The sequence below is a fragment of the Thiothrix sp. genome (assembly GCF_028714775.1).
GTDB lineage: Bacteria > Pseudomonadota > Gammaproteobacteria > Thiotrichales > Thiotrichaceae > Thiothrix.
The window spans coordinates 1-21,786 of the sequence record NZ_JAQTLS010000012.1; the positions used below are offsets into that span (position 1 = coordinate 1).

General features: G+C 51.5%; 16 protein-coding genes. 12 read left to right on the forward strand and 4 right to left on the reverse strand.

The window, feature by feature from the left end:
* Window positions 1-1,984: acyltransferase family protein (locus PHE17_RS12450; protein WP_301016188.1), on the forward strand; the 1,984-nt coding region annotated here is incomplete at its 5' end.
* Window positions 1,985-1,987: 3 nt separating this feature from the next.
* On the opposite strand, the gene PHE17_RS12455 is transcribed toward PHE17_RS12450, so the two are convergent.
* Window positions 1,988-3,301: a TRZ/ATZ family hydrolase gene (locus tag PHE17_RS12455; RefSeq protein ID WP_301016189.1), complete on the reverse strand. Its 1,314-nt coding sequence runs from the start codon at window positions 3,299-3,301 to the stop codon at window positions 1,988-1,990.
* A 54-nt stretch (window positions 3,302-3,355) separates the two neighbouring features.
* Here PHE17_RS12455 and mtnA point away from each other — a divergent pair, with 54 nt between their 5' ends.
* Window positions 3,356-4,396, forward strand: a complete 1,041-nt coding sequence (gene mtnA / locus PHE17_RS12460) for an S-methyl-5-thioribose-1-phosphate isomerase (RefSeq protein ID WP_301016190.1) — start codon at window positions 3,356-3,358, stop codon at window positions 4,394-4,396.
* Window positions 4,397-4,405: 9 nt separating this feature from the next.
* Here the strand turns inward: mtnA and PHE17_RS12465 are convergent, their stop codons facing one another.
* Complete coding sequence (locus PHE17_RS12465) at window positions 4,406-5,665, reverse strand: hypothetical protein (RefSeq protein ID WP_301016191.1); 1,260 nt, start codon at window positions 5,663-5,665, stop codon at window positions 4,406-4,408.
* 92 nt (window positions 5,666-5,757) lie between these two features.
* Between PHE17_RS12465 and xerD the strand changes: the two genes are divergently transcribed.
* The 3 genes from xerD (at window position 5,758) to PHE17_RS12480 (ending at window position 9,197) form a co-directional block, all read left to right on the forward strand.
* The gene (gene xerD, locus PHE17_RS12470) at window positions 5,758-6,666 is read left to right on the forward strand and encodes a site-specific tyrosine recombinase XerD (RefSeq protein ID WP_301016302.1); all 909 of its coding nucleotides are present in this window, start codon (window positions 5,758-5,760) and stop codon (window positions 6,664-6,666) included.
* Window positions 6,667-6,732: 66 nt separating this feature from the next.
* Window positions 6,733-7,830 (forward strand): agmatine deiminase family protein, encoded by a 1,098-nt coding sequence (locus PHE17_RS12475; protein ID WP_301016192.1) that lies wholly within the window; start codon window positions 6,733-6,735, stop codon window positions 7,828-7,830.
* A gap of 8 nt (window positions 7,831-7,838) precedes the next feature.
* Window positions 7,839-9,197, forward strand: coding sequence for an FAD-dependent oxidoreductase (locus PHE17_RS12480; RefSeq protein WP_301016193.1), 1,359 nt, complete (start codon window positions 7,839-7,841; stop codon window positions 9,195-9,197).
* Window positions 9,198-9,230: 33 nt separating this feature from the next.
* Here the strand turns inward: PHE17_RS12480 and PHE17_RS12485 are convergent, their stop codons facing one another.
* Complete coding sequence (locus PHE17_RS12485) at window positions 9,231-9,737, reverse strand: DUF4405 domain-containing protein (protein WP_301016194.1); 507 nt, start codon at window positions 9,735-9,737, stop codon at window positions 9,231-9,233.
* Between the two features lie 210 nt (window positions 9,738-9,947).
* Between PHE17_RS12485 and PHE17_RS12490 the strand changes: the two genes are divergently transcribed.
* Genes PHE17_RS12490 through PHE17_RS12505 form a run of 4 tightly spaced genes read left to right on the forward strand, consistent with a single transcriptional unit; the run spans window position 9,948 to window position 14,551 of the window.
* The gene (locus PHE17_RS12490) at window positions 9,948-11,312 is read left to right on the forward strand and encodes an efflux transporter outer membrane subunit (RefSeq protein WP_301016195.1); all 1,365 of its coding nucleotides are present in this window, start codon (window positions 9,948-9,950) and stop codon (window positions 11,310-11,312) included.
* A gap of 10 nt (window positions 11,313-11,322) precedes the next feature.
* Window positions 11,323-12,642 (forward strand): efflux RND transporter periplasmic adaptor subunit, encoded by a 1,320-nt coding sequence (locus tag PHE17_RS12495; protein WP_301016196.1) that lies wholly within the window; start codon window positions 11,323-11,325, stop codon window positions 12,640-12,642.
* Window positions 12,639-13,337, forward strand: coding sequence for an ABC transporter ATP-binding protein (locus PHE17_RS12500; RefSeq protein WP_301016197.1), 699 nt, complete (start codon window positions 12,639-12,641; stop codon window positions 13,335-13,337). Before PHE17_RS12495 ends, PHE17_RS12500 begins: the two co-directional genes overlap by 4 nt.
* Window positions 13,337-14,551, forward strand: coding sequence for an ABC transporter permease (locus PHE17_RS12505; RefSeq protein WP_301016198.1), 1,215 nt, complete (start codon window positions 13,337-13,339; stop codon window positions 14,549-14,551). Before PHE17_RS12500 ends, PHE17_RS12505 begins: the two co-directional genes overlap by 1 nt.
* Window positions 14,552-14,567: 16 nt before the next feature.
* Here the strand turns inward: PHE17_RS12505 and PHE17_RS12510 are convergent, their stop codons facing one another.
* Window positions 14,568-15,479 (reverse strand): LysR family transcriptional regulator, encoded by a 912-nt coding sequence (locus PHE17_RS12510; protein ID WP_301016199.1) that lies wholly within the window; start codon window positions 15,477-15,479, stop codon window positions 14,568-14,570.
* A gap of 195 nt (window positions 15,480-15,674) precedes the next feature.
* Between PHE17_RS12510 and PHE17_RS12515 the strand changes: the two genes are divergently transcribed.
* The 3 genes from PHE17_RS12515 to PHE17_RS12525 all read left to right on the forward strand — a co-directional run bounded on the left by PHE17_RS12515 (window position 15,675) and on the right by PHE17_RS12525 (window position 21,730).
* Complete coding sequence (locus PHE17_RS12515; protein WP_301016200.1) at window positions 15,675-15,833, forward strand: hypothetical protein; 159 nt, start codon at window positions 15,675-15,677, stop codon at window positions 15,831-15,833.
* Window positions 15,834-15,898: 65 nt separating this feature from the next.
* A complete protein-coding gene (locus tag PHE17_RS12520) occupies window positions 15,899-21,319 on the forward strand; it encodes an ImpA family metalloprotease (protein WP_301016201.1) in 5,421 nt (1,806 codons plus the stop codon).
* 144 nt (window positions 21,320-21,463) lie between these two features.
* Window positions 21,464-21,730 carry a hypothetical protein gene (locus PHE17_RS12525; RefSeq protein WP_301016202.1) on the forward strand — a complete coding sequence of 89 codons (267 nt, stop codon included), beginning with the start codon at window positions 21,464-21,466 and terminating at the stop codon, window positions 21,728-21,730.
* The last annotated feature ends 56 nt before the right edge of the window (window positions 21,731-21,786 follow it).

Sequence of the window (21,786 nt, forward strand, 5' to 3'; positions counted from 1 at the left end):
TCAGCGGGCGTTTTGCAATCGGTTAAAAGCTCATCCATCAGGACGGGATCAAGGGTTTCCATGTGACTGCTCCTTGCGGGGGGTCCGCTGTTATATAGCAGTTACACAGTTCAGTTTACAGTCTCGTTTCTTGATTGCAGGCATCATCTTGCGACAGATACAGGATGACAAATTTTCCTTTCGCACTTTTTACTTACGCCGATTCCGACGTATCTTGCCCGCCTTGGCTGTTATGTTGATGGTGACTATGGGGCTGAGTTGGTTTGTATTACTCCCAGAGGACTTCAAACTTTTAGGTCGGCATGTGCTAGCCACTGTTTTAATAATTCCTAATATTAGTATTTGGAGTGCTTCGGGAAATTATTTTGCTTCATCAGTCGATGCTAATCCTTTGTTGGACTTATGGTCTCTTGGTGTTGAGGAACAGTTTTATTTGTTAATGCCTTTATTTTTATTTATTTTGATTCGTTATATGTCTTCACTTTGGGTGAAATGGGGATTGGTTGGTGCATTGTTGATGTCTTTTGGCTTGGCTGTTTGGTCGGCGATATTTCACCCTAATGCAGGATTTTATTGGTCGCCATCGCGTGCTTGGGAATTATTGTGTGGAGTTGGATTGGCCTACTTTCATTTTAACTATCAACCAGTCATCAACAGCAAACAATCAACAATCAATAACTATGAGTGGTTGGCTTTTATGGCGCTGGCGGTTATATTGGCAAGTGTGGTAATACCTGGTAGCACTATAGGTGAAATTGCTTTTATTCACCAATTGGTGGCAGTATTTGGAACGGCTCTATTGATTCATCTCCATAGTTTTCGACAAACCTTGGTTTCTCGGTTTTTGTCTTGGAAAATTTTTGTTGGTATTGGTTTGATTTCTTATCCTATTTATTTATGGCGTTGGCCCTTGTTCAGTCTGCGTTCTTACGTGCTTTCTCCTGATATGATTCCTTGGTATGAAACGCTTTTATTGCTGGTGTTGTGCTTTGTATTGAGTTACTTAACATGGCAATGGGTTGAGCAACCCGCACGTCGCTTACCTATTCGTCCTAGCAAATCTTTGGTCAAATGGGTTGTTACGGCGCAACTAGTGTTATTTATAACCGGCGCGAGTTTCTGGTTAAGTAATGATTTTCCAAGGCTTATTAGTCCAGAGGCTATTGTCTATGCGGAGGGTGTGAATGATATGAATCCTCTGGCTAAAAAATGCCATCATACCCCGCTTTCTGTAAAAGATTGTATGTTTGGTCATTTGTTATTAATAGAGCCGCAATTTATTGTTTTGGGAAGTAGTCATGCTAATGCGATTGTTCCTGTTTTTGCAAGATTGGCAAATCAATATGCATTAAAAGGTTTGCAAACAAGTTTGAGTAACTCTCCTTTTTTGCTAGATGTATATAAGGGAAATGCTACGTCATTGTATAATAAAAAATGGAAGGAGTTTAATGAAAATTCATTGAGGGCACTTGATGAGTTACCTATCCAAGATGTGTTTTTAGCGGGAAGATGGGCTGAAAGCATTTATGGTAACACAAAATATGATGGAGTCTCGGTTTCTAAACTGAGATCAAGTACAATGACTGATCCAAAATTGGCATTTGAATACGGTTTAGAAAGGTCTGTCGCAACATTAGTTGCAAAAGGTAAGCGTATTTGGCTGGTATTACCTGTGCCTGAAATGGATAGAACTGTGCCACGTTGGCTGGCATTTCATAGTGCTGGCGAGACCGATATATGGGTAGATAATCCCTATCCAGAACGTGCAGCTTCATTGCGCCCTTTCTTTGAAAAGTTGAGCCAAAAATATGGCATTCATTTACTTGACCCGCTGCCACATTTGTGTAGAGAAGATGGCAAGTGTCGTATAGCTTATAATGGTAAATCCGTATACTCCGATAGCAATCACCTTTCCGCCAGCGGCTCTATGCTATTGGCGGAAATGTTGCGTCCTGCTTTTGAAGTCATGAAACGAGGTAAATAGCCTTCACACCGTTTGAATTTTTTGTTGCCATGAACGCGCTTTGGCGATCAGGGCGGTTTCATCAAGCGTAGTCAGTTTGCGGTTTGCCATTAGCGCTTTGCCCGCTACCCAGGTGTAGGTCACTTGGTTGCGGTTGGCGCAGTACACCAGATGCGAAATCGGGTCGTACAGCGGTTGGGTTTCCAACACGCCCAAATCGACGGCAAGCATATCCGCCGCTTTGCCGATTTCCAGCGAACCGATGGTGTTGTCTAGCCCTAAGGCTTTAGCGCCATTGATGGTTGCCATGCGTAAGGCTTGGGTGGCGGGGATGGCGCTGGCGTCGTGGGCAACCGCTTTACCGATGAGCGCGGCGGTATGCATTTCACCGAGCATGTCGAGGTCGTTGTTGCTGGCATTGCCATCAGTGCCCAAGGCAACGTTGACGCCCGCAGCCAGCAGTTTCGCGACAGGGCAGAAACCGCTGGCGAGTTTGAGGTTAGACTCGGGGCAATGGATGACGTGTGTACCTTTTTCTGCCAGCAACTCGATTTCTTCGTCGGTCAACTGGGTCATGTGTACCGCGAGGAAATGTTTGTCGAGCAGGCCGAGGGTTTCCAAACGCGCCAGTGGGGCTGCATCGTTTTGCGCCAAGGCTTGCTGCACTTCAAACGCCGTTTCGTGGACATGCATGTGCACGGGAATGTCCATTTCACAGGCTAGGTGGAACACTTGCTTGAGCGGTTCGTCCGACACGGTGTAAGGCGCGTGTGGGGCAAACGCGGTGGTCAGCAAGGGTTTGCTTTCCAATTGGTCGTGCAGAGCCAAGCCTTTTTGAAGGTATTCTTGCGGGCCGCTGCCCCATGCGGTGGGGAAGTCGATCACGATCAGGCCGATGGAGGCGCGGATACCGGCTTCATCGGCTGCCTGCGCGGTCATTTCCGGGAAAAAATACATGTCGTTGAAACACGTCGTGCCGGAACGGATCATTTCCGCAATCGCCAATTGTGAACCATTGTAGACAAATTCAGCATCCGCCCAACGGCTTTCCGCAGGCCAAATGTGGTTTTGTAACCAGTCCATCAACGGTAAATCGTCCGCTAAACCTTTCAGCAAGGCCATTGCTGCATGGGTATGCGCGTTCACCAGCCCCGGCAGCAAAGCATGTTGCGGTAACGCCACAACTTGGCGGGGTTTATAACGTTTTTCTGCTTCCGAGGCAGGCAGTATGTCTACAATCCTGCTATCATCGACTGCTACAGCGTGGTGTCGCAGTACCTGATTGCCGGAATTGACAGTAATAACCCACTCGGGGATAACCAGTAATTCAATTTCCATGGGGGTGTTGTAAGATTGCCACTTTAAACCAACCTATTTATGCCGAAAATCATCATGAGTCAACACGATTCGATACGTGCCGTTGAATGGAAAGATAATCATCTGGTTTTGCTGGATCAGCGCAAACTGCCGCATAACGAACAGTATGTGCAATTATACGGCGCAGAAGACACGGCGGAGGCCATCCGCAACATGGTGGTACGCGGTGCGCCAGCCATTGGGATTGCGGCTGCCTATGCGATGGTGATGGCTGCCCGCAAGAGTTACAAACAGTATCCGGGCGACTGGCGTGTGCGTTTGGATGCGGAAAAAGACCTGCTGATGAATTCCCGCCCGACTGCCGTCAACTTGATGTGGGCGTTGCAGCGCATGAGTTCGGCGCTCGACAGCATTGAGAGTGACCCGGAAAGCCCGTTGCTGGAGCTTGCCCAGCGCATCCACCAAGAAGACATTGAAGCCAACTACCTCATGGGCGAGTTGGGCAGTGCCTTGATCCCGCGTTCCCACGGGGTCTTGACCCATTGCAATACCGGCTCATTGGCGACTGGTGGCTACGGGACAGCCTTAGGCGTCATCCGTAGCGCTTACAGTAACGGCAAAATTGAGCACGTTTACGCCGATGAAACCCGCCCGTGGTGGCAAGGTTCGCGCCTGACCGCATGGGAATTGGTGAAAGATAAGATTCCGGCGCATTTGCTTTGCGAAGGTGCGGCGGCTAGCTTGATGAGGCAGGGTAAAGTATCGTGGGTTATCGTCGGTTCCGACCGCATTGCCGCCAACGGTGATGTAGCCAATAAAATTGGCACGTACAGCCTTGCGGTCAATGCCCGTTACCACGGGGTCAAATTCATGGTGGTTGCCCCAACCAGCACCATCGACATGAAAACCCTGACTGGCAACGACATTCCGATTGAAGAGCGTGCCCCAGAAGAAATCCTCAACGTTGGCAACCAGCGTATTGCTGCACTTCAGGCACAGGCGTGGAACCCGGCGTTCGATGTCACCCCGGCTTCCTTGGTTGATGCCATTGTCACTGAAAAGGGCGTGGTTGAACGCCCGACAGCGGAAAAAATGGCAGCCTTAATGGCGCTGTAAGCAATCCCCTCACGCTGCTTGTGCTGAACCGTACATACGTTCATGCAGGCGGCGATTGAGGCGGCTAACATCAGTATCCAGCCCGTAACGGTCTAGCCATTCATTCTGGCGCGATGGGCGTTCAGTCGCAGGCAGCATCGCACATTCATAATTTTTCCCCGCCGTGGTTCCTACCGATAAGATCGTCAAGGGTTGGCGGAAATAACGGCGCTGCAATTCATCAGGCAAGCGTTGTTTGATGATTGCCTGCTCCGGTAGCGGCTGTTCCGTCACACGGCTATAGCTCAGTTGCGCATACGGGTAAAATTCGTGCTGCTCGTACAAGAAATGATCCATTACCCGGTCGTAGTAGGCGTAACCGTGCAACAGGCCGCTTTCCGTCAATAACCACACATGCAGGTATTGCACGCGGAACAGCGTTTCACCTTTGCGTCCGTGCAGCTCCCGTTGCAGGGCAGTCAAGGTAATATTGCCTTCGTCCAGTAGTATCTGGCTGATTTCACTGTTTTCTTGGGCTTTCAAGGGCAATTGCAGGTATCCCCAGCTTTCCGTGATAAAACCTTCCCAGCGGTATTTCTGCAACACCTCTGACAAGTTGCCTAGCTCGTGGGGGCGTAAGACATGCAGCAGGGTATTGCGTAACAGTTGCTCCACCGCTTGTTGGTAACGCTGTTTCAAATGCGTGACTTCCGCAGGCGGGGGCAAGCTATCAAGCTGGAATTTGATGTTTTCTTTTTGCTCATGCAACGCACCCATTTGCTTCAGGTGGGTAATCAGGTCGTGGCGTGCTTGCCGCAAGCCCAGTTCCGAATAACGCCAGTACCCGACCAGCAGCAAAATCGGCAGGATCGGCAATAGGAAATGCCCACGCATTACCAGTGCAATAATCATCAGCATCGCCCCAGTAAAAACCGCCAAGCGCGGCGAAGTCATGTTGCGGTAACGGGATTTCAGTTCCGCCAACTCTTGGTTCATGGCTTCCCAACGGGATTCGTGTGGCAATTTGTTGGGGTCGGGGGCGTAAAAAAAGTGCCAGCGCTGGCAATCTTCTTCTTGGATACCGCTGCTCAGCAATTCTTCCGCGCTTTGGTCGTTGCAGGCATGGTTGGAAAAAATCGGGTAAGCCAACACTTCATTACCAAAGTTTGGGTATTCGATTTTGATTTTTTGCGCATCTGCTGCTTCTTGTTCCCGTTGGTTGCATTGCGCCCGGAATTCCCGCAGCATGTGCTGGTTCATCCCCAACGTTTGGTATTCGTTATTAGTCATTATGCTCGACCCCTTTTTAGTGTAAGGATTGCTTGTTGTTTTAACTCTTCGCCAATCAGACCATGAAGCCTGTAAAAAAATCCCTACCTGCTATGATTCGCTTAACTTGCCTTAATCAGGCATTAATTGACCGCTTTGTGGACGCTTTTTGGTCAGAGCGCGGCGTGAGCCGTAATACCCTTATCAGTTACGAACGTGACCTGCGGTTGGTGTGTCACTGGCTAGATGCTCGCAAAGTCTCGCTCGAACAAGCCAGTCGGGGCGATCTGCTCGAATATCTGGCGGTACGGGTAGGCGAAGGCACAAAAGCAGCTACTACGGCGCGTTTATTATCCAGCCTGCGGCGATTTTACCGTTGGTTAGTGCGCGAAAACCTGCGCAAGGATGACCCCTCCGCCCAAATCGAAGCACCCCGCCAAGGCCGCACATTGCCCAGTACCTTATCGGAGGAAGAGGTGGATGATTTACTGAATGCCCCGGATACCGGCAATCCGCTGGGAATGCGTGACCGGGCGATGCTAGAGTTGCTGTATGCCACGGGCTTGCGCGTTTCTGAGTTGGTGGGTATCCGTCTGAATGAAATTTCGCTGCAAAACGGCGTAATCCGCATCACCGGCAAAGGTGGCAAAGAACGTCTTGTGCCGATGGGGGAAGAAGCGCATGAATGGGTGCAAACCTATTTGCGCGAAACCCGTCCGGTATTTATGCACGGCAAGGGCATCGACGAGCATGTTTTCGTTACGGCAAGGGGCGGTGGCATGACCCGGCAGATGTTTTGGGTGCTGATCCAACGTTATGCACTGCAAGCGGGGATTGTTCGGCACATTTCCCCGCATACTTTGCGCCATGCTTTCGCCACCCATTTATTGAACCACGGGGCGGATTTGCGGGTGGTGCAAATGTTGCTGGGGCACAGTGACTTGTCTACCACGCAGATTTACACTCATGTTGCCCAAGCCCGTTTGCAGGATTTGCACCGTCAACATCACCCGCGTGGTTGATTGGGCAACTATTTTTCCCCAATTGCCCCAAGCGAATTTCAAAGAACATCAGTACGGACAGTTACCATGCTAAACCGCCGCCATTTTCTTACCCATATCGCCTTGACGACTGCAAGCCTTATCAGTATGCAACGAGGGTGGGCAACTGAACCCGTCACCACCGGCTGGCGAATGCCCGACGAAAGCGAACCCCACACCCGTACTTGGATGGCATTTGGCGCATCCCAAACTATCTGGGGTAAAAAGCTGTTGCCAGAAGTGCGCCGCAATCTGGCAAACATTGCCACCACCATTTCCCGTTATGAACCCGTGTCGATGCTGGTACGCGAAGCCGACTATGACCTTGCCCACGACCTGATAGGAAAAGCAGTGGTCAAACTGATCGTTGCGCCACTGGACGATTTGTGGATGCGTGACACGGGCGCAGTCTTCGTCACCAACTCGGCTGGCAAAAAAGCGGGGGTCAATTTCAACTTCAACGGCTGGGGTGAAAAGCAGGCATTTAAACAGGATGCAAAAGTCGCTCCGCTGATCACAGAAATTGCGGGTGTGCCACTGCTGGAAACTGATTTGATCCTAGAAGGCGGCGGTATCGAAGTCGACGGTCACGGCACTGCTATCATTAGCGAAAGCTGCGTATTGAATGCCAATCGCAACGCCGGTGTCAGCAAAGCCGACTGCGAAGCCGAACTCAAACGCTTACTGGGACTGCAAAAAATCATCTGGCTACCGGGTATTAAAGGCAAAGACATCACTGACGGACACACTGACTTTTACGCCCACTTTGCTCGCCCCGGTGTGGTCGTGGCAGGTTATGATCCTGACCCGCAATCGTTCGATCATGCCATCACCTCACGCCACTTGGAAATCCTCAAAACCGCCACCGACGTACACGGTAAACGGCTGGAAGTCGCGGTGATGACTGCCCCCAGCAATATCCGCCCGGCCTATGCCAACGACGACTTTGCTGCCGGATACATCAATTTCTACGTATGTAACGGCGCGGTGATTGCGCCAGAATTCGGCGATGCCAAAGCTGATAAAGCTGCGCATGACACGCTCAAGCAGTTGTTTCCGCAGCGTGACATTGTGCAAATCAACATTGATGGCATAGCGGCGGGTGGCGGCGGGATTCATTGCACTACTCAACAAGAACCGAGGTAACAAATCCGATGAGCCGCAGAAGATTTTTACAACTGATCGCGGGCTTGCTGGCAGGTAGCACCGTTACACCACTACCTGCCGCTTCCGTCAAACGCATTGTCGTGGTCGGGGCAGGCATTGCTGGGCTAACTGCCGCGCAGACGCTGCACCAGCAAGGGCATTCCGTCACTGTGGTCGAAGCACGTGACCGGCTGGGCGGGCGTTTATGGACGAGCAACCGCTGGCAGCAAATGCCGGTGGATTTGGGGGCAAGCTGGATTCATGGCGCAAAAGATAACCCCTTGTCGGCGTTAGCTGACCAGATCAAAGCAACTCGCCTGACCACCCGCTATGACAACACCCTCACGTATAATAGCCAAGGCAAGCCGCTGAGTGATGCTGAAACCCGTGAGTTGGAACGCTGGCAGCAACGTATCGACACCGCGCTGGAATCTGCCCAATCCGCCAACCAAGATCAATCGGTGCAAGCGGCTGTCCACAAGGCGCTGGGTTGGGATAGTTTGACAGTGCGTGAACACCAACTGGCACAGTTCATTTTCAACAGCACGCTGGAACAGGAATATGCAGGCGGAATCCATGAGTTGTCGGCGTATTGGTACGATGCCGCAGCCGCTTTCCGGGGCGACGATACTCTGTTCAGTAAGGGTTATCAGGTGATAACCGAACATCTTGCCAGCGGGCTGGATGTAAAACTGCAACACACCGTGCAAAAACTCGAATGGTCAAATCCGCAAGTCAGCATACAGACTGACCGGGGTGAGTTGCAGGCAGATCATGCGATTATCACGCTACCATTGGGGGTGCTGAAAACCGGGCAGGTTGCGTTTTCCCCGCCCTTGCCAGCGCGTAAGCAAACCGCCATTGACACGCTGGGAATGGGAACGCTGAACAAGTGTTACCTGCGCTTCCCCACTGCCTTCTGGCCTGATGATCAAGACTGGCTGGAATACATCCCTACCGAACCGGGCGCGTGGACGGAATGGGTCAGTTTGCAGCGCGTGGCTGGCTGGTCGGTATTGTTGGGTTTCAATGCGGCAGAGCGGGGCAAACGCATTGAACAGTGGTCTGACGCGCAAATCGTCGCTGATGCCATGCAAACTTTGCGTACCCTGTTCGGCAACGCCATCCCTGATCCGCTCGATTACCAGATTACCCGCTGGAATGCCGACCCGTTTGCTCGTGGCGCATATTCCTTCAACAGCATCGGTTCAACACCGGACATGCGCGACCATCTGGCAGAACGTCTGGGGAATACGGTGTTTTTTGCCGGAGAAGCCACCGAACGCAAGCATTTCAGCAGTGTGCACGGCGCATACCTGTCGGGCTTGCGGGCAGCCCAGCAAATTCTCGATTTGAACAAGGGATAAGCGGTGGAAATTGCAGAGAATGCTTTACAGTCTCTATTTTCCCCCAATCACCCCATTCAAAACGTCTATCGGATTGCGTTGGTTTTGTTTGGCGATGTCTTCCAGTGAGGTGGCAGTTTCAGCGACTTCCAGCCCGCTGCCTAACAGTTGCGCCCGCAAACCTTCCACGGTTGTGCCAGTAATGCCCGCCACTTGTTCCAGTGGTGCGCTCATCAGCACTTGTGCGGCTTGCATACCGCCCGGTCTGCCACTGCGTCCTTGTTCATTGCTGGGTATCAGCATGGCAGCAACGGTTACGACCGCAAATACAGCGATAATGGTAACAGCGGATTTTTGGGAGAAATAACGGCTGAAGGATTTCCAGTGCAGTGCCGCGTGTAGACCTACTGCCAGCAGCATAATCCAGCCCAGCCATTCGTGTGCGAATTTGACTAAACCAAGGCGAATTTCAAAGAACATCAGTACGCCAGTTACAGCCATCAGTAAGAATGCCCCAATGGTCAGCGGGGTTGCCCAACGGCGTAAGGTGTTAGTATCCATGTCGAATCTCCTGTGTAAATAAATCTGTTGGGCGTATGATCACGGGTATTGGCTGGTGAAAAAAGCGGTTTTACATTCCTTTACACGAGTTTTCTTGGCCTTAACGTAATCGACCAAGCGTTTACATTTTTTTACATTCACCTTACCCACCTTTACGGATAAGTGCGCCACACTTAATAACATCTGCAAATAATGACAGGCGGTAATAACATGACCTTGCATAAATCGGGTCTCTTACTAACAGGGCTGGCGGTGTGCGTTGCACTCGCTGCCTGCACCCCCGCAACCAGCGTCCGTGACAGCGCAAACAGCGACACTTCCAGCGTTATTCAGGGGGGAAAAGCCAGCAATCGCGCCCCAATCCAAGCAGGGTGGTGGCAAAAGTTTAACGATCCGCTGATGACTTCCCTGATCCAAGAAGCCTTACAGGCCAGCCCTGACATCAAAACGGCACAAGCCAGCCTGCGTGCTGCCCGCGCCCAACGGGTGATTGCCGGGGCAAGCCTATTACCCGGCCTGTCGGCTGGGATGTCGGGGCGCAATACGGACAGTAAGGAAAGTTACAGCGCCAACCTCGATGCCAGTTGGGAGCTCGACATCTTCGGCGGCAACCGCCTTGCCAGCAGTGCTGCCAATGCTGATTTACAAGCCACCCAAGCCAGTTTGGAAGACGTGAAAGCGTCACTGGCGGCGGAAGTTGCCAGCTCCTACGTCAACTTACGCTTGGCACAAGCCCGCTTGGCAGTTTCCCGCCAAAGCCTTGCTGCCCGTAACGAAACCGCGCGTTTGATCACGCTGAAACAACAAGCGGGGCTTGCCAGCGGTTTGGAAGCCGATCAGGCCAATCTCAGCCTTGGGCAGTCGCAAGCGCAAATTCCCGCGCTAGAAAATACCGTGACGCAAAGCCAACACGCGCTTGCCATCCTCACCGGCAAACCCCCAGAAGCCTTGGTTTCACGCTTGGCAAGTGGCGGTGCAATTCCTAGCGCAGCGGTACAATTGGCAAACAATATCCCCGCCAATGCCATCCGCCAACGCCCCGACATTCGCGCTGCCGAATACAAGGTGCAAGCCGCCAGCCTGCGGGTGGGGGAAGCCCAGGCCAACCGTTACCCCAGTTTCAACCTCGGTGGCTCGCTCAGTTACAGCAGCGTGAGCTTTTCGGATTTGTTCGACCCCGCGAATATTGCCCGTTCCTTGCTGGCTTCCATCAGTGCGCCGCTGTTTGACGGTGGCAAGTTGAAACAGCAAGTGGTTGCCAAGGATGCTGCCCGCGAACAAGCCGTTGCCAGCTACCAAAAAGCGGTGCTGGTGGCCTTGCAAGACGTGGCAAATGCCTTTTCCAGCCTGCAAGCGCAAGCCCAGCAACGCCCGATTTTGGCGAATAACCTAGAATTGGCGCGTAGTGCCGAAAAGCTGGCGAAATTGAGCTTTGATGCGGGCACGGCAGATTTCCAAAACGTGCTGGATGCGCAACGTAACACCCTTAGCGCACAGGAAAGCCTGCTCGCGGTACAGGCCGAAAACACCCAATCCCTCATCAGTCTTTACAAAGCCGTTGGCGGTGCATGGTAGGAGTTATCTCATGGACAATAGCAATAAATCGACCAGCAATGCTTCCGTACAAGCCGTCCTCGCAGCGGGTGGCAGCAAGCCACTGGCGATGAAAAGTAAGAAACTTATCATCCTGTTAGTGGCAGTGCTGATGGCAATCGGGGCGGGCTATTACTTTTTCACTAAGCCCGCCTCTAATAGCCAAACCAGTTTTAAAACCACGGAAGTGAAAACCGGCAACCTCAGTGTAACGGTCACGGCTACAGGCAATTTACAGCCTAAAAATCAGGTGGATATTGGCACGGAACTTTCCGGAACGGTCGATGAAGTGCTGGTTGATGCCAACGACGTGGTGAAAAAAGGCCAGAAATTGGCGAGCCTCAACACCACCCAGTTGAACGACACCATTACCAAAGGCAAAGCATCGCTGGCTTCCGCCCAAGCCAAGGTCAAACAAGCTGCCGCGACGGTGAAAGAAGCCCGTACCAACCTCAGCCGCTTGCGCCAGTTATACAGCGCTTCCGGCGGTAAACTGCCCGCTAAATCGGAACTGGATTCCGCATCTGCCACTTTGGAACGCGCCCAAGCGGATGAACTTGTCGCCAAAACCACGGTGACTTCCGCCAATGCCGAATTGCGTTCCTCACAAACCAATCTTGGTAAAGCCAGCATCACCTCCCCAATTGACGGGGTAGTGCTGACCCGCACGGTCGAACCGGGGCAAACCGTGGCATCGTCCTTGTCTGCGCCCACCTTATTCACCTTGGCGGAAGATTTGGCACAAATGGAAGTTGAAGTCGGCGTAGACGAAGCCGATGTAGGCCAAGTCAAAGCAGGGCAGAAAGCCGAATTCACCGTAGATGCATGGCCGGGGCGCAAATACCCCGCCGAAATTACCCGCATCAGCTTGGGCGCGGATACCTCCAACAATGTGGTTTCCTACCTTACGGTTTTGGCGGTGCAAAATACTGACCTGACCTTGCGCCCCGGCATGACTGCAACGGCGACCATCAAGACCGAAGCGCGGGAAAACGTTTTGCTGGTTCCCAACACAGCTTTGCGCTTTAGTCCGCCAGTCGCCGCTGCAACTACCGCCCCGGCTAACAGCAGTTTTATTTCCAAACTGATGCCACGCCCACCGGGTATGGGGGGGCAAAAGAAACGTCCCAACGGTACGTCTTCCGCCGCCAGCCCCGATGGGATGCAAAAAATCTGGGTGCTGGAAAATAACGTGCCCGTTGCCGTTGAAGTTAAAACCGGCATTAGCGATGGGAAAATGACCGAAATCATCAGTGGTAATTTGAAAGCCGGAATGCAGGTCATCACCGAAAGCGTGGGTAGCGTGCCATGAGTGCCCTGATTGAATTGCATGGCATCACCAAAACCTACGGGCAAGGGCAAGCCAGTTTTCTGGCCTTGCTGGGGGTCGATATGACCATTGAGCAAGGTGATTTCGTTGCCATCATGGGGCCGAGTGGTTCCGGCAAATCCACGGTCATGAATATTCTGGGGTGTTTGGATGTGCCCACAGGCGGGGAATACCTGTTTCGTGATGTGCATGTGGAACGCTTATCGCGCAATGAACGTGCCCTGTTACGGCGGCATTACTTAGGCTTCGTGTTTCAAGGTTTTAACCTGTTGGCGCGGACTTCAGCACAGGAAAATGTGGAACTTCCGCTGCTGTATCGCGGCGAACCGACCGAAGCACGCCACGCCGCAGCGCAAGCTGCCTTGAAACAAGTCGGGTTGGAAGGCTGGGGGCATCATACCCCGGCGGAACTCTCCGGTGGGCAGCAGCAGCGCGTAGCGATTGCACGGGCAATTGTCACCAATCCCACCATTCTGCTGGCAGATGAACCAACGGGCAACCTCGATACAAAAACTAGCAACGAAATCATGGCCTTGCTTACCGATCTGAACGAAAACAAAGGCATTACCGTGCTGATGGTGACGCACGAGCCGGATATGGCGGAATACGCCAAACGCATTATCCATTTCGTCGACGGCAACATCGACAGCGATGTGCGCAAACGGGAGATCACCTGATGTTATGGAGCAGCTTTTTACTCGCCCTACGCGAAATCCGCCGCAACTTGTTACGCTCGTTCCTGACCATTTTGGGGATTGTGATTGGCGTATCGGCTGTCATCACGATGGTGACATTGGGCAATGGCGCAACCCAAGCGGTGAAAAATCAGGTATCCAGCCTTGGCAGTAACTTGCTGCAAATCCGTAACGGGCAACGCATGATGGGGCCTCCGGGTGGAGGCGCTAGCGGCTCCCCACCATTCTCCCTTGAAGATGTGGCAGCCATCCGTAACCAAATTACGGGTCTCGCAGCGGTTGCGCCGGAAGTAAGCAAGAGCGCCACCGTGGTGTCAATGGCGAACAACTGGTCAACCAGCATCACGGGTTCGACCAACGATTTCTTCATCGCCGGAAGCTGGAAAATCGCTTCAGGCCGTACCTTCAGTGATGCCGAAGAAAAAGCAGGGCAAACCGTGTGCATCATCGGTGAAACCATTCGCCGTGAACTGTTCGGTACGCAACAACCCGTGGGTGAAAGCCTGCGCGTTAACAATTTCTCCTGCGAAATCATCGGGATTTTGGTATCCAAAGGGCAAGCGTCAATGGGGCGTGACCAAGACGATACCGTCATCATGCCGATCAAAGCGGTGCAACGGCGTTTAGCGGGCAACCAAAACGTTTCCAGTATCCAAGTTTCGGTCAAGGATGAAAACGACATCACCAGCGTCAAAGAGCAGTTAACCAGTCTGATGCGCGAGCGCCGCCGTTTGGGGGAAGACAAGGACGATAATTTCAACGTACAAGATACCCGTCAAATTGCCGAAGCCATGTCTGGCACGACCCAAATCATGACTGCTTTGCTAGCGGCGGTGGCGTCGGTCAGCTTGCTGGTGGGTGGGATCGGTATCATGAACATCATGCTGGTTTCCGTCACCGAACGTACCCGCGAAATCGGCATCCGCTTAGCAATTGGCGCATTGGAACGCGAAGTGCTGCTGCAATTCCTCATCGAAGCGGTGGTGTTGGCATCCTTGGGCGGCTTGGTGGGGATTGCCTTGGCAACGCTGGCATCAGTGGCGCTGTCGCAAATCATGCAAGTGCCGTATACCTTCAATACCAGCATTAACTTGCTGTCGTTCGTGTTTTCGGCGGGGATTGGGGTGCTGTTTGGCTATATGCCAGCGAAACGCGCCGCACGGCTTGACCCGATTGATGCGCTGCGGCATGAGTAGGGATGCAGTGCGTTGCTCACGGGGCTTTTCCGGCCTCGTGGCAGCATTGTTGCAAATGTTCCCGCAAGCGCACGACGGTCGGCGATAATTGGCGGCGGTCAGCGCATACCAACCACAGCGGTGTGGTTTCCCCATCCCAATCCGGGCAAAGCCGGATTAATTCACCAGAGCGCAGGCTCGGCAACACATCCAGCATCGACTTGTACGCAATCCCATGCCCTGCCAATGCCCAGCGGTGAACGGCATCCCCGTCATTGGCGCGGCGGTTGCCATTAACCAAGACTGACAGGGTTTGCCCATCACGGTAAAAATTCCACTGTTCATGCACGCTGTCATTCAGGTGAAAGCGCAGGCAGTTATGGTTTGGCAATTCCTCCGGCGTTGTGGGTTTCCCATGCCGTTTGATGTAGGCAGGGGAGGCGCACAATACCCGGCGATTTTGCGGCAATAAGGGCAGGGCGATCAAGTTGGAGTCGGGCAAATCACCGTAACGGATGGCAACATCAATGGGTTGGCGGTACATATCCGTCAGGCTGTCGCTCAAGTGCAGGCGAATCGTCACGTCGGGGTAAGTGGTTTGGAAATCATCCAGCCAATTCAGCACTTGGTTGCGCCCCAAATCCGAAGGGATAGAAATTTGTAAGTGACCGCGAATCACCTGTTTGCCTGTGTTCAATTCTTCGATAGCGTCTTGCAACTCTTGGAGAGCCAGCTTCGCGGCGGGTAACAGGCGTTCGCCTTCATGTGTCAGGCGCAAACTGCGGGTGGAACGCACAAATAGCATCAACCCAAGGTCGCTTTCTAAGCGTTTCAGCGATGCACTGGTAATGGCTGGCGAGATGTTCAGCACCCGCGCCGCGCCGGAAAGGCTGCCACTTTCCGCCGTCAGCACGAAGACTTCCAAGTCACTGAGATTTTTTATTTTCATGGTTTCCTTGAAAGTCATTCTTCAATTACCCCGTTTATCTGGCGTTCAGGATAAAGGATAGTGATAGCCTTGGAGAAACTGGCAGTTACGCCCTCGCGCTGGGCGGTGATTATAGTACGGTTTGAACCATTGATCAGCGAAATAAGACAGACCTATACCTGCAATGTGAAATGGTGGTTAGGTGAGGGAGATACCATGAGACAGTCCGCCCGTTCCTTTTTCTTTGTCCTGCTGTGGCTTGCTGTGTCGAGCTTGTTTGCAGCTAATGCGGCGAACGCCGCACCCTCCATGACTAGCCCTGTTGCGGGCAGCACGTTGGTGAGTTCATCACCGTGTCCGACCTCCGAGAGTTGATAAAATTCTTGGGGTTTTCGAGATTGCAGTTAGTGCTTCGGTTTACTTAAGGAATGCTATTAAGAATGTCAGTAAACATACTTTTACGATGGTTCTTTCTCGGTTATTTGCTGCTCCTAACGGCGTGTGGAGGCGGTGGCGGTGGCTCAGGAGGCGGTAATACAGGAAATATTACAACCGTCAAAGCCGTGCTTCTTGACGGTGTTGCACAAGGTGTCCGCTACGATGCAGGCAGTGGCGTAACGGGGGTAACGGATGCCGATGGTGTGTTCTACTATGTGGAAGGACAGCCTGTCAGCTTTTACCTTGGGAACATATTGTTGGGTAGGGCAGTCCCGATTGACAGACCAAACAATATAAACGTTTTGGCGGATAAAATTGTCACTCCGCTAGGATTAGCAGGGAGCAATGCGAATTTAGATGACCCACAAGTGTTGAATCGGGTGCGTTTATTATTGACGCTTGATGCGGATGGCAAGCCTGACAATGGTATCCAGATTGCGTCTAGTGTGGTGGATGCGCTGCAAAATATAACATCCCTGTCTTTTGATGACCCTTTTGATCCTGCGGCTGTTTTGCAAGCAGCACGAAGTGCCTCTGGGCAAAGCATGACGTTGGTAGATTCAACCACTGCCAAACAGCATTTGTGTGATTCATTACAGCGTGATTGCACAAGTGGTGGGGGTAATCATGCCCCAACCATCAGTGGCACGCCAGCCACCAGCGTAAATGTTGGAAGTGTTTACAGTTTTACCCCAGCATCTACCGACGAAGATGCTGGTGACAGCAAAACGTTCAGCATCAATAAAACTCCGTCATGGGCTACGCTTGACACCACGATGGGCAAACTCAGTGGTACGCCAGCGGCAGCCGATGTAGGCACTACTAGCGGTATTGTGATTAGTGTCAAAGATAGCAAGGATGCGAGTGCCAGCCTTACCGCATTCGACCTAACAGTCGTGCAGCCGAACCGTGCCCCCACCATCGGCGGCACACCAGCCACCAGCGTAAAGGTTGGCAGTGCTTACAGTTTCACTCCAGCGGCTGAAGACCTTGATGGTGATGCCCAAACATTCAGTATCACGAACAAACCATCTTGGGCAAGCTTCAGCACCTCTACGGGCGCATTGACGGGCACAACAACAGCAGCGGATGTGGGAATCACCAGCAATATCATCATTAGCGTTACGGATGGTAAATCCCTATCCGTTGCCTTGCCTGCCTTCAATTTGGCTGTCATCGCACCTGTTACACCATTGAATCTTGCGCCCTACTGCATGGCCTCCCAAAGTACTACCTATTCGGATGGCGGTGGTTCATACCCAGCTTCCAATGCTATTGATGGCAATACCAACACTTATAACCATGCCAATTGCCAATCCGGTGACTGGTGGCAGCTTGAGTTGAAAAGTGAGTCCCATATTTCTGAGGTTGTCGTTACAAACCGGGGGGCTGTAGTCAACAGCCGTCTGAATGGCACAACGGTCTATATCTCCAATACACCGGCATCCAACAATACTTGGAGTGCCGCAGAACTGGTAAAAACACTCACTAGTGATGCTACACAGACAGTCACAGTAGACCCAGCACGTTCCGCCCGTTATGTCATTATCAAAACGAATGGCAGTGCCTGTTTGCACATGGCAGAAGTCGCTGTCAAGGGCATTGGTTCTGACACTCTGGAATTCTCAAAAACCAGTTACGCCTTTGAAGTCAAGCATCGCACTGCACAAGGTGGGGCTGTGGGTACGGTTAAAGCTATTCAGTATGCAGGCAGAGCCGTTACCTACAGCATTGATGGCACAGTTCCTTTTGCGATTGATGCACAGGGCAATATTACTGTAACAGGTGAACTCAATCGGGAGACCTACACATTTACGGTAAAAGGGACAGATGGTCTTGGCACGGTCAGTGTGCCTGTTACGGTACAAGCACCGTTTAACCTTGCGCTGGAATTTGGCATAGCGACACAGAGCAGTACATATAATAGTTCCAGTGCGGCAGGTAATGCGATTGATGACAAACTTGAAACGACAAATCACACCAACTGTGAAGTGGGTGACTGGTGGCAGGTCAAGCTGCCTGCGCCGACACTGGTTTCCCGCATTGTGGTGACTGGGCGTGATACATGGACATCGCGTTTGAATGGTGCGGAAGTCTATGTCAGTGCAAACAGTGCCACTAATGGTGGCATGAGTGCGGGGGACAAGGTATTCACGCTGGCAGATACCGCTAATGCACAAAAAATTCTGCTGGCAACCCCAAAGTCGGGTACTTATGTCATCGTTAAAGCGGTTCCAAAAACAGGTGGTACAGAGTGTTTGCATATGCGGGAAGTGGAAGTTTACGGTCAAGCACCTCCTGCCCCAGCACTCAATTTGTCAGCGTACAGTTTTCAGTTGAGCCACAGTGTTGCGGTGGGGCAGTTTGTGGTCAAGGTGAATGCGGTTGATTACCAGAAGGACGCCATCACTTATTCCCTAACAGGTGCGAGAGTGCCGTTTGCGATTGATGCGCAAGGTAATATTACCGTCAGTGGCGCATTGCAGGCTGGCACGACATACAACTTTACAGTGACTGCCAGTGATGGTGTCAATACTGCAAGTGCACCTGTTGTGGTCGTTGTTACTAGCATTTCATCAGTGGCAGATGCTTTAAGTACGGGTGATGCTAGTGTGACAACTGAACAGGAGTTGGTGACTGAAACCAACGCTACGGTAACTGCCATCAAATCTCGTCAAGCACAGAGCATCAAAAGCATTTTTAAACTAGCAGCCGATGGTAGCCTTGCTGCTGGAAGTGTTACGGGGATTGATTGGGATCCGAGCCATGATTCCGTTTGGTTTGATAGTCTCAGTATGGGAGAAAACTTCCCAATTTTAGTCTCCAACGTAGCAGCCAAACAAAGCAGTTCCCTCAACAAAAATCTGGCACTGGCGGGTATTAAGGATAACGGCGCACGCTATGCTGTATTTGGGGAGAATCCCTTGCATGATTTGACCCGTACTTCCCAACCGGGAGGAACGGCTAATTCCCAAATGCAGGCATTTCTCAAAAGTACCTTGGAATGGTTGACTCAGCGTAGTGACCTTGCCACTCGCCCATTTAAGGTGGTGGTAGCACACCAGCCTGATGATTATTGGTTTAAACATGATGCAACGACGCACCAATGGTTTGCTAATGCTTATCCTTCTACCGTAACGGTCAATGCACAGGATGCGTGCGAAAATACCGCGTTGGTAAATTGCCTGACAGGGGCAGATTTGCTAGTTATTGGACAAGAAGATGGTACTTACGACACTAACTACACTACGCCCGTTAATGTAAATGCCACTGTGCAGGCAGTCAAAGATGCACAAGCGCAGGGTATTCCCGTATTGTACTTGCAATACGACGGCGGTATGACGGCTTTGGGAAAGAGTCTAATGGCGCAGTTTGGTCTGACTACGACGGATAACTATTGGCGGCAAGAAAAATTGGTTGGCTTTGTACCCACCAGCCTGTTATCGGCAAATGGCGGTAGCCTAGATGCTATCCAAACTGTGATCAATGCCTTGGCAGAAGGGGCGCTTAATTTCGGGTTCAGTGATACCAATTGCGTCAACAATGTAGGGACAGTCACGTGTGACCCCACCACTGTCATAGATGCTACCAGCGGCAATACGATGCAAACCCAATTTACTGGCGGGGTAGAAGCCGTGCGTACCGCATTAAACGCTCTTGATGGGCAAGGTATAAACCTGTTTGAACAGAGTGATGGTTTCCGTTTACTGAAAGTGGTTACGTTGTTGGCTGATAAATACCGCGCCAATATCCAGTATCCGATGGACAAGAGCACCACCGACAACACCACCTTCTTTAAAGCACTGTTTGCCGATTACGCAGTACATTACGCCCGTTCCAATAATATTTACCAACCGGACATGGGGGATTTTACAGATGCGCAGGTAGACTTGAATAGTCAAAGCGGCATCAGTAAAACCCTGACTTATACACCGACGGGTTTTGATGAGTGGACTAGTACAGGACTGTATGCGCCACCGGGAAAATCCATCACTATCCGTCGCACGGATGCCAGTAGCAATACGGTCAAATTGAAGTTCAATTACCTGCGCGAAAGCACCCGTTTGTGGAATGACAACCAGTACAGTCGCCCACGTTACATGACGAGTCCGGTGGTGACGCTGCAAGTAGGCCAGACCTATACCTTCTCGACGCCTTATGGTGGGCCGATCTATCTGGGGTGGACGGGTGCTGCTAGTAGTGCAGTACCATTCACAGTGGAATTCAGCAATGTACTGGATAATCCATTGTTGACAGCGTTTGACGATACATCTATCCAAACTTTCTTGAGTGCGGTTATCAGCAGCAATAGTGATTGGGCGGACATTAAAACGCCGTATGCTGAAATTCATACATTGAAATCCAATATGTTGTCAGCGTTTGCGAAACAGGATGGTAATAGTAGTAATGGTTATACGACACAGGATGTGAAGGACTACATTGATGACTTGAATAGTTATCTGATTGCTGGTAACTACGCTTACGCTGGGTTTACGGGGGTTGGTTTACCATCCTTGGATGCGGAAGTTCAGGCATTTTGTAGCAGCATGGGGTTGGTTAGTGTCAATTACGGTAGTAGCATCAAGAATCTGTGTACGGATGCAGTGATCCATGCGAAGCCTAAAATCCAGCACATCAACTCAGATGTGAATGCGGCTTGCGGGGCATTGTGTTCAGGTAATCCGTTCGATTCTGGTAGTCCCATTATGCCGGTGGATTGGGGTGAAAACCATGAAATGGGACATAACCTGCAACGTGAACGTCTGAAAGTTTATAGTGGGCGTAGTACGGAAGTGTCTAACAATATGTTCCCGTTACATACCCAATGGAAATGGACTGTGGCGCAAAACTTAGCGAAGCATCCAACTCAAGATCGCCCATCCAATCAGGGAGCATTCACCATCCTGCAAGCAGCTATTGGGGCAGGTACGACAGCTAACAGTAGTCATCCGCTGTGGTCTGGAACAGGGACGTATGACAATGCCTTTGAACGGTTATCGTTCTACATGCAATTGGCTTACACCCAACAATCGTGGGACGTATACACCAAAATGTACCTGATGGATCGTATCCTCAGCGACGCGGTCAAAGATACCTCTGTCTCAAATAATAAATGGGATGCAGTGAAAGGCTTGCTAGGTATGGGTAACTACAACCGCACGGATGCCAGTAACCTCAATGGTAATGACTTCATGTATCTCGCTGCTTCAAAAATTGCGGGTAAGGATTACAGCAATTACTTTGCTGCTTGGGGTATAGAAGTTAGTGCGGCGGCGAAAACGCAAGTGGCGTTGAATGGCTTTACCACGCAAGTACCAAACTTGTTCTACTACGTGAACAATGAGTTGCCTGCGGTCATGCCAACCTTGCCGGATACTATTCCTTTGGATGGGACGAGTGGATGGGTTGACCCACCGCCGTAACCCAAGTGTAAAGGACACGAAGCGGGGCAGAGCCTCGCTTCGCTACCCGCTTGCCCTCTGTTACCGCGTGTTACCGTAGCATTCCCTTTACTGTGCCGTAAAAACAATCATATAATCAAGTACCGTTTATCTCTACGGGCTGTTATGAAAAAGAAAGTTTTGACGCTGGAAGTGTTGAAAGACATGGCTGGCGAGATCGCTGAGTTGCTGTTGAAACAGACAGGCTCAAATCACGGAAAAGTGGGGTTGCAGGTAAACGCTGCACATCTGGAAGAGGGGGTTAGGGTACAAATTGAGGCGACTAGCAGCAGTGGGCAAATGCTGTTTGCTATCCAAGCTGAGTTGCATGGGACATGGCTGGAAGATGCCACGGAGCTGAGCTTGCGCAGTGTGGTGTTCAACGGCGTGTGATGCGGGGTAAGGGCAGGCAGAATGCACCGAGGTAGTATACAATCGCGCTTTTGCTG

Coding starts and splice junctions, on each gene's coding strand:
- PHE17_RS12480 (WP_301016193.1), top strand. CDS start 7,839: ATGAGCCGCAGAAGATTTTTACAACTGATCGCGGGCTTGCTGGCAGGT.
- xerD (WP_301016302.1), top strand. CDS start 5,758: ATGATTCGCTTAACTTGCCTTAATCAGGCATTAATTGACCGCTTTGTG.
- PHE17_RS12515 (WP_301016200.1), top strand. CDS start 15,675: ATGAGACAGTCCGCCCGTTCCTTTTTCTTTGTCCTGCTGTGGCTTGCT.
- PHE17_RS12510 (WP_301016199.1), bottom strand. CDS start 15,479: ATGAAAATAAAAAATCTCAGTGACTTGGAAGTCTTCGTGCTGACGGCG.
- PHE17_RS12500 (WP_301016197.1), top strand. CDS start 12,639: ATGAGTGCCCTGATTGAATTGCATGGCATCACCAAAACCTACGGGCAA.
- PHE17_RS12505 (WP_301016198.1), top strand. CDS start 13,337: ATGTTATGGAGCAGCTTTTTACTCGCCCTACGCGAAATCCGCCGCAAC.
- PHE17_RS12520 (WP_301016201.1), top strand. CDS start 15,899: ATGTCAGTAAACATACTTTTACGATGGTTCTTTCTCGGTTATTTGCTG.
- PHE17_RS12485 (WP_301016194.1), bottom strand. CDS start 9,737: ATGGATACTAACACCTTACGCCGTTGGGCAACCCCGCTGACCATTGGG.
- PHE17_RS12525 (WP_301016202.1), top strand. CDS start 21,464: ATGAAAAAGAAAGTTTTGACGCTGGAAGTGTTGAAAGACATGGCTGGC.
- PHE17_RS12455 (WP_301016189.1), bottom strand. CDS start 3,301: ATGGAAATTGAATTACTGGTTATCCCCGAGTGGGTTATTACTGTCAAT.
- PHE17_RS12490 (WP_301016195.1), top strand. CDS start 9,948: ATGACCTTGCATAAATCGGGTCTCTTACTAACAGGGCTGGCGGTGTGC.
- PHE17_RS12465 (WP_301016191.1), bottom strand. CDS start 5,665: ATGACTAATAACGAATACCAAACGTTGGGGATGAACCAGCACATGCTG.
- PHE17_RS12475 (WP_301016192.1), top strand. CDS start 6,733: ATGCTAAACCGCCGCCATTTTCTTACCCATATCGCCTTGACGACTGCA.
- PHE17_RS12495 (WP_301016196.1), top strand. CDS start 11,323: ATGGACAATAGCAATAAATCGACCAGCAATGCTTCCGTACAAGCCGTC.
- mtnA (WP_301016190.1), top strand. CDS start 3,356: ATGAGTCAACACGATTCGATACGTGCCGTTGAATGGAAAGATAATCAT.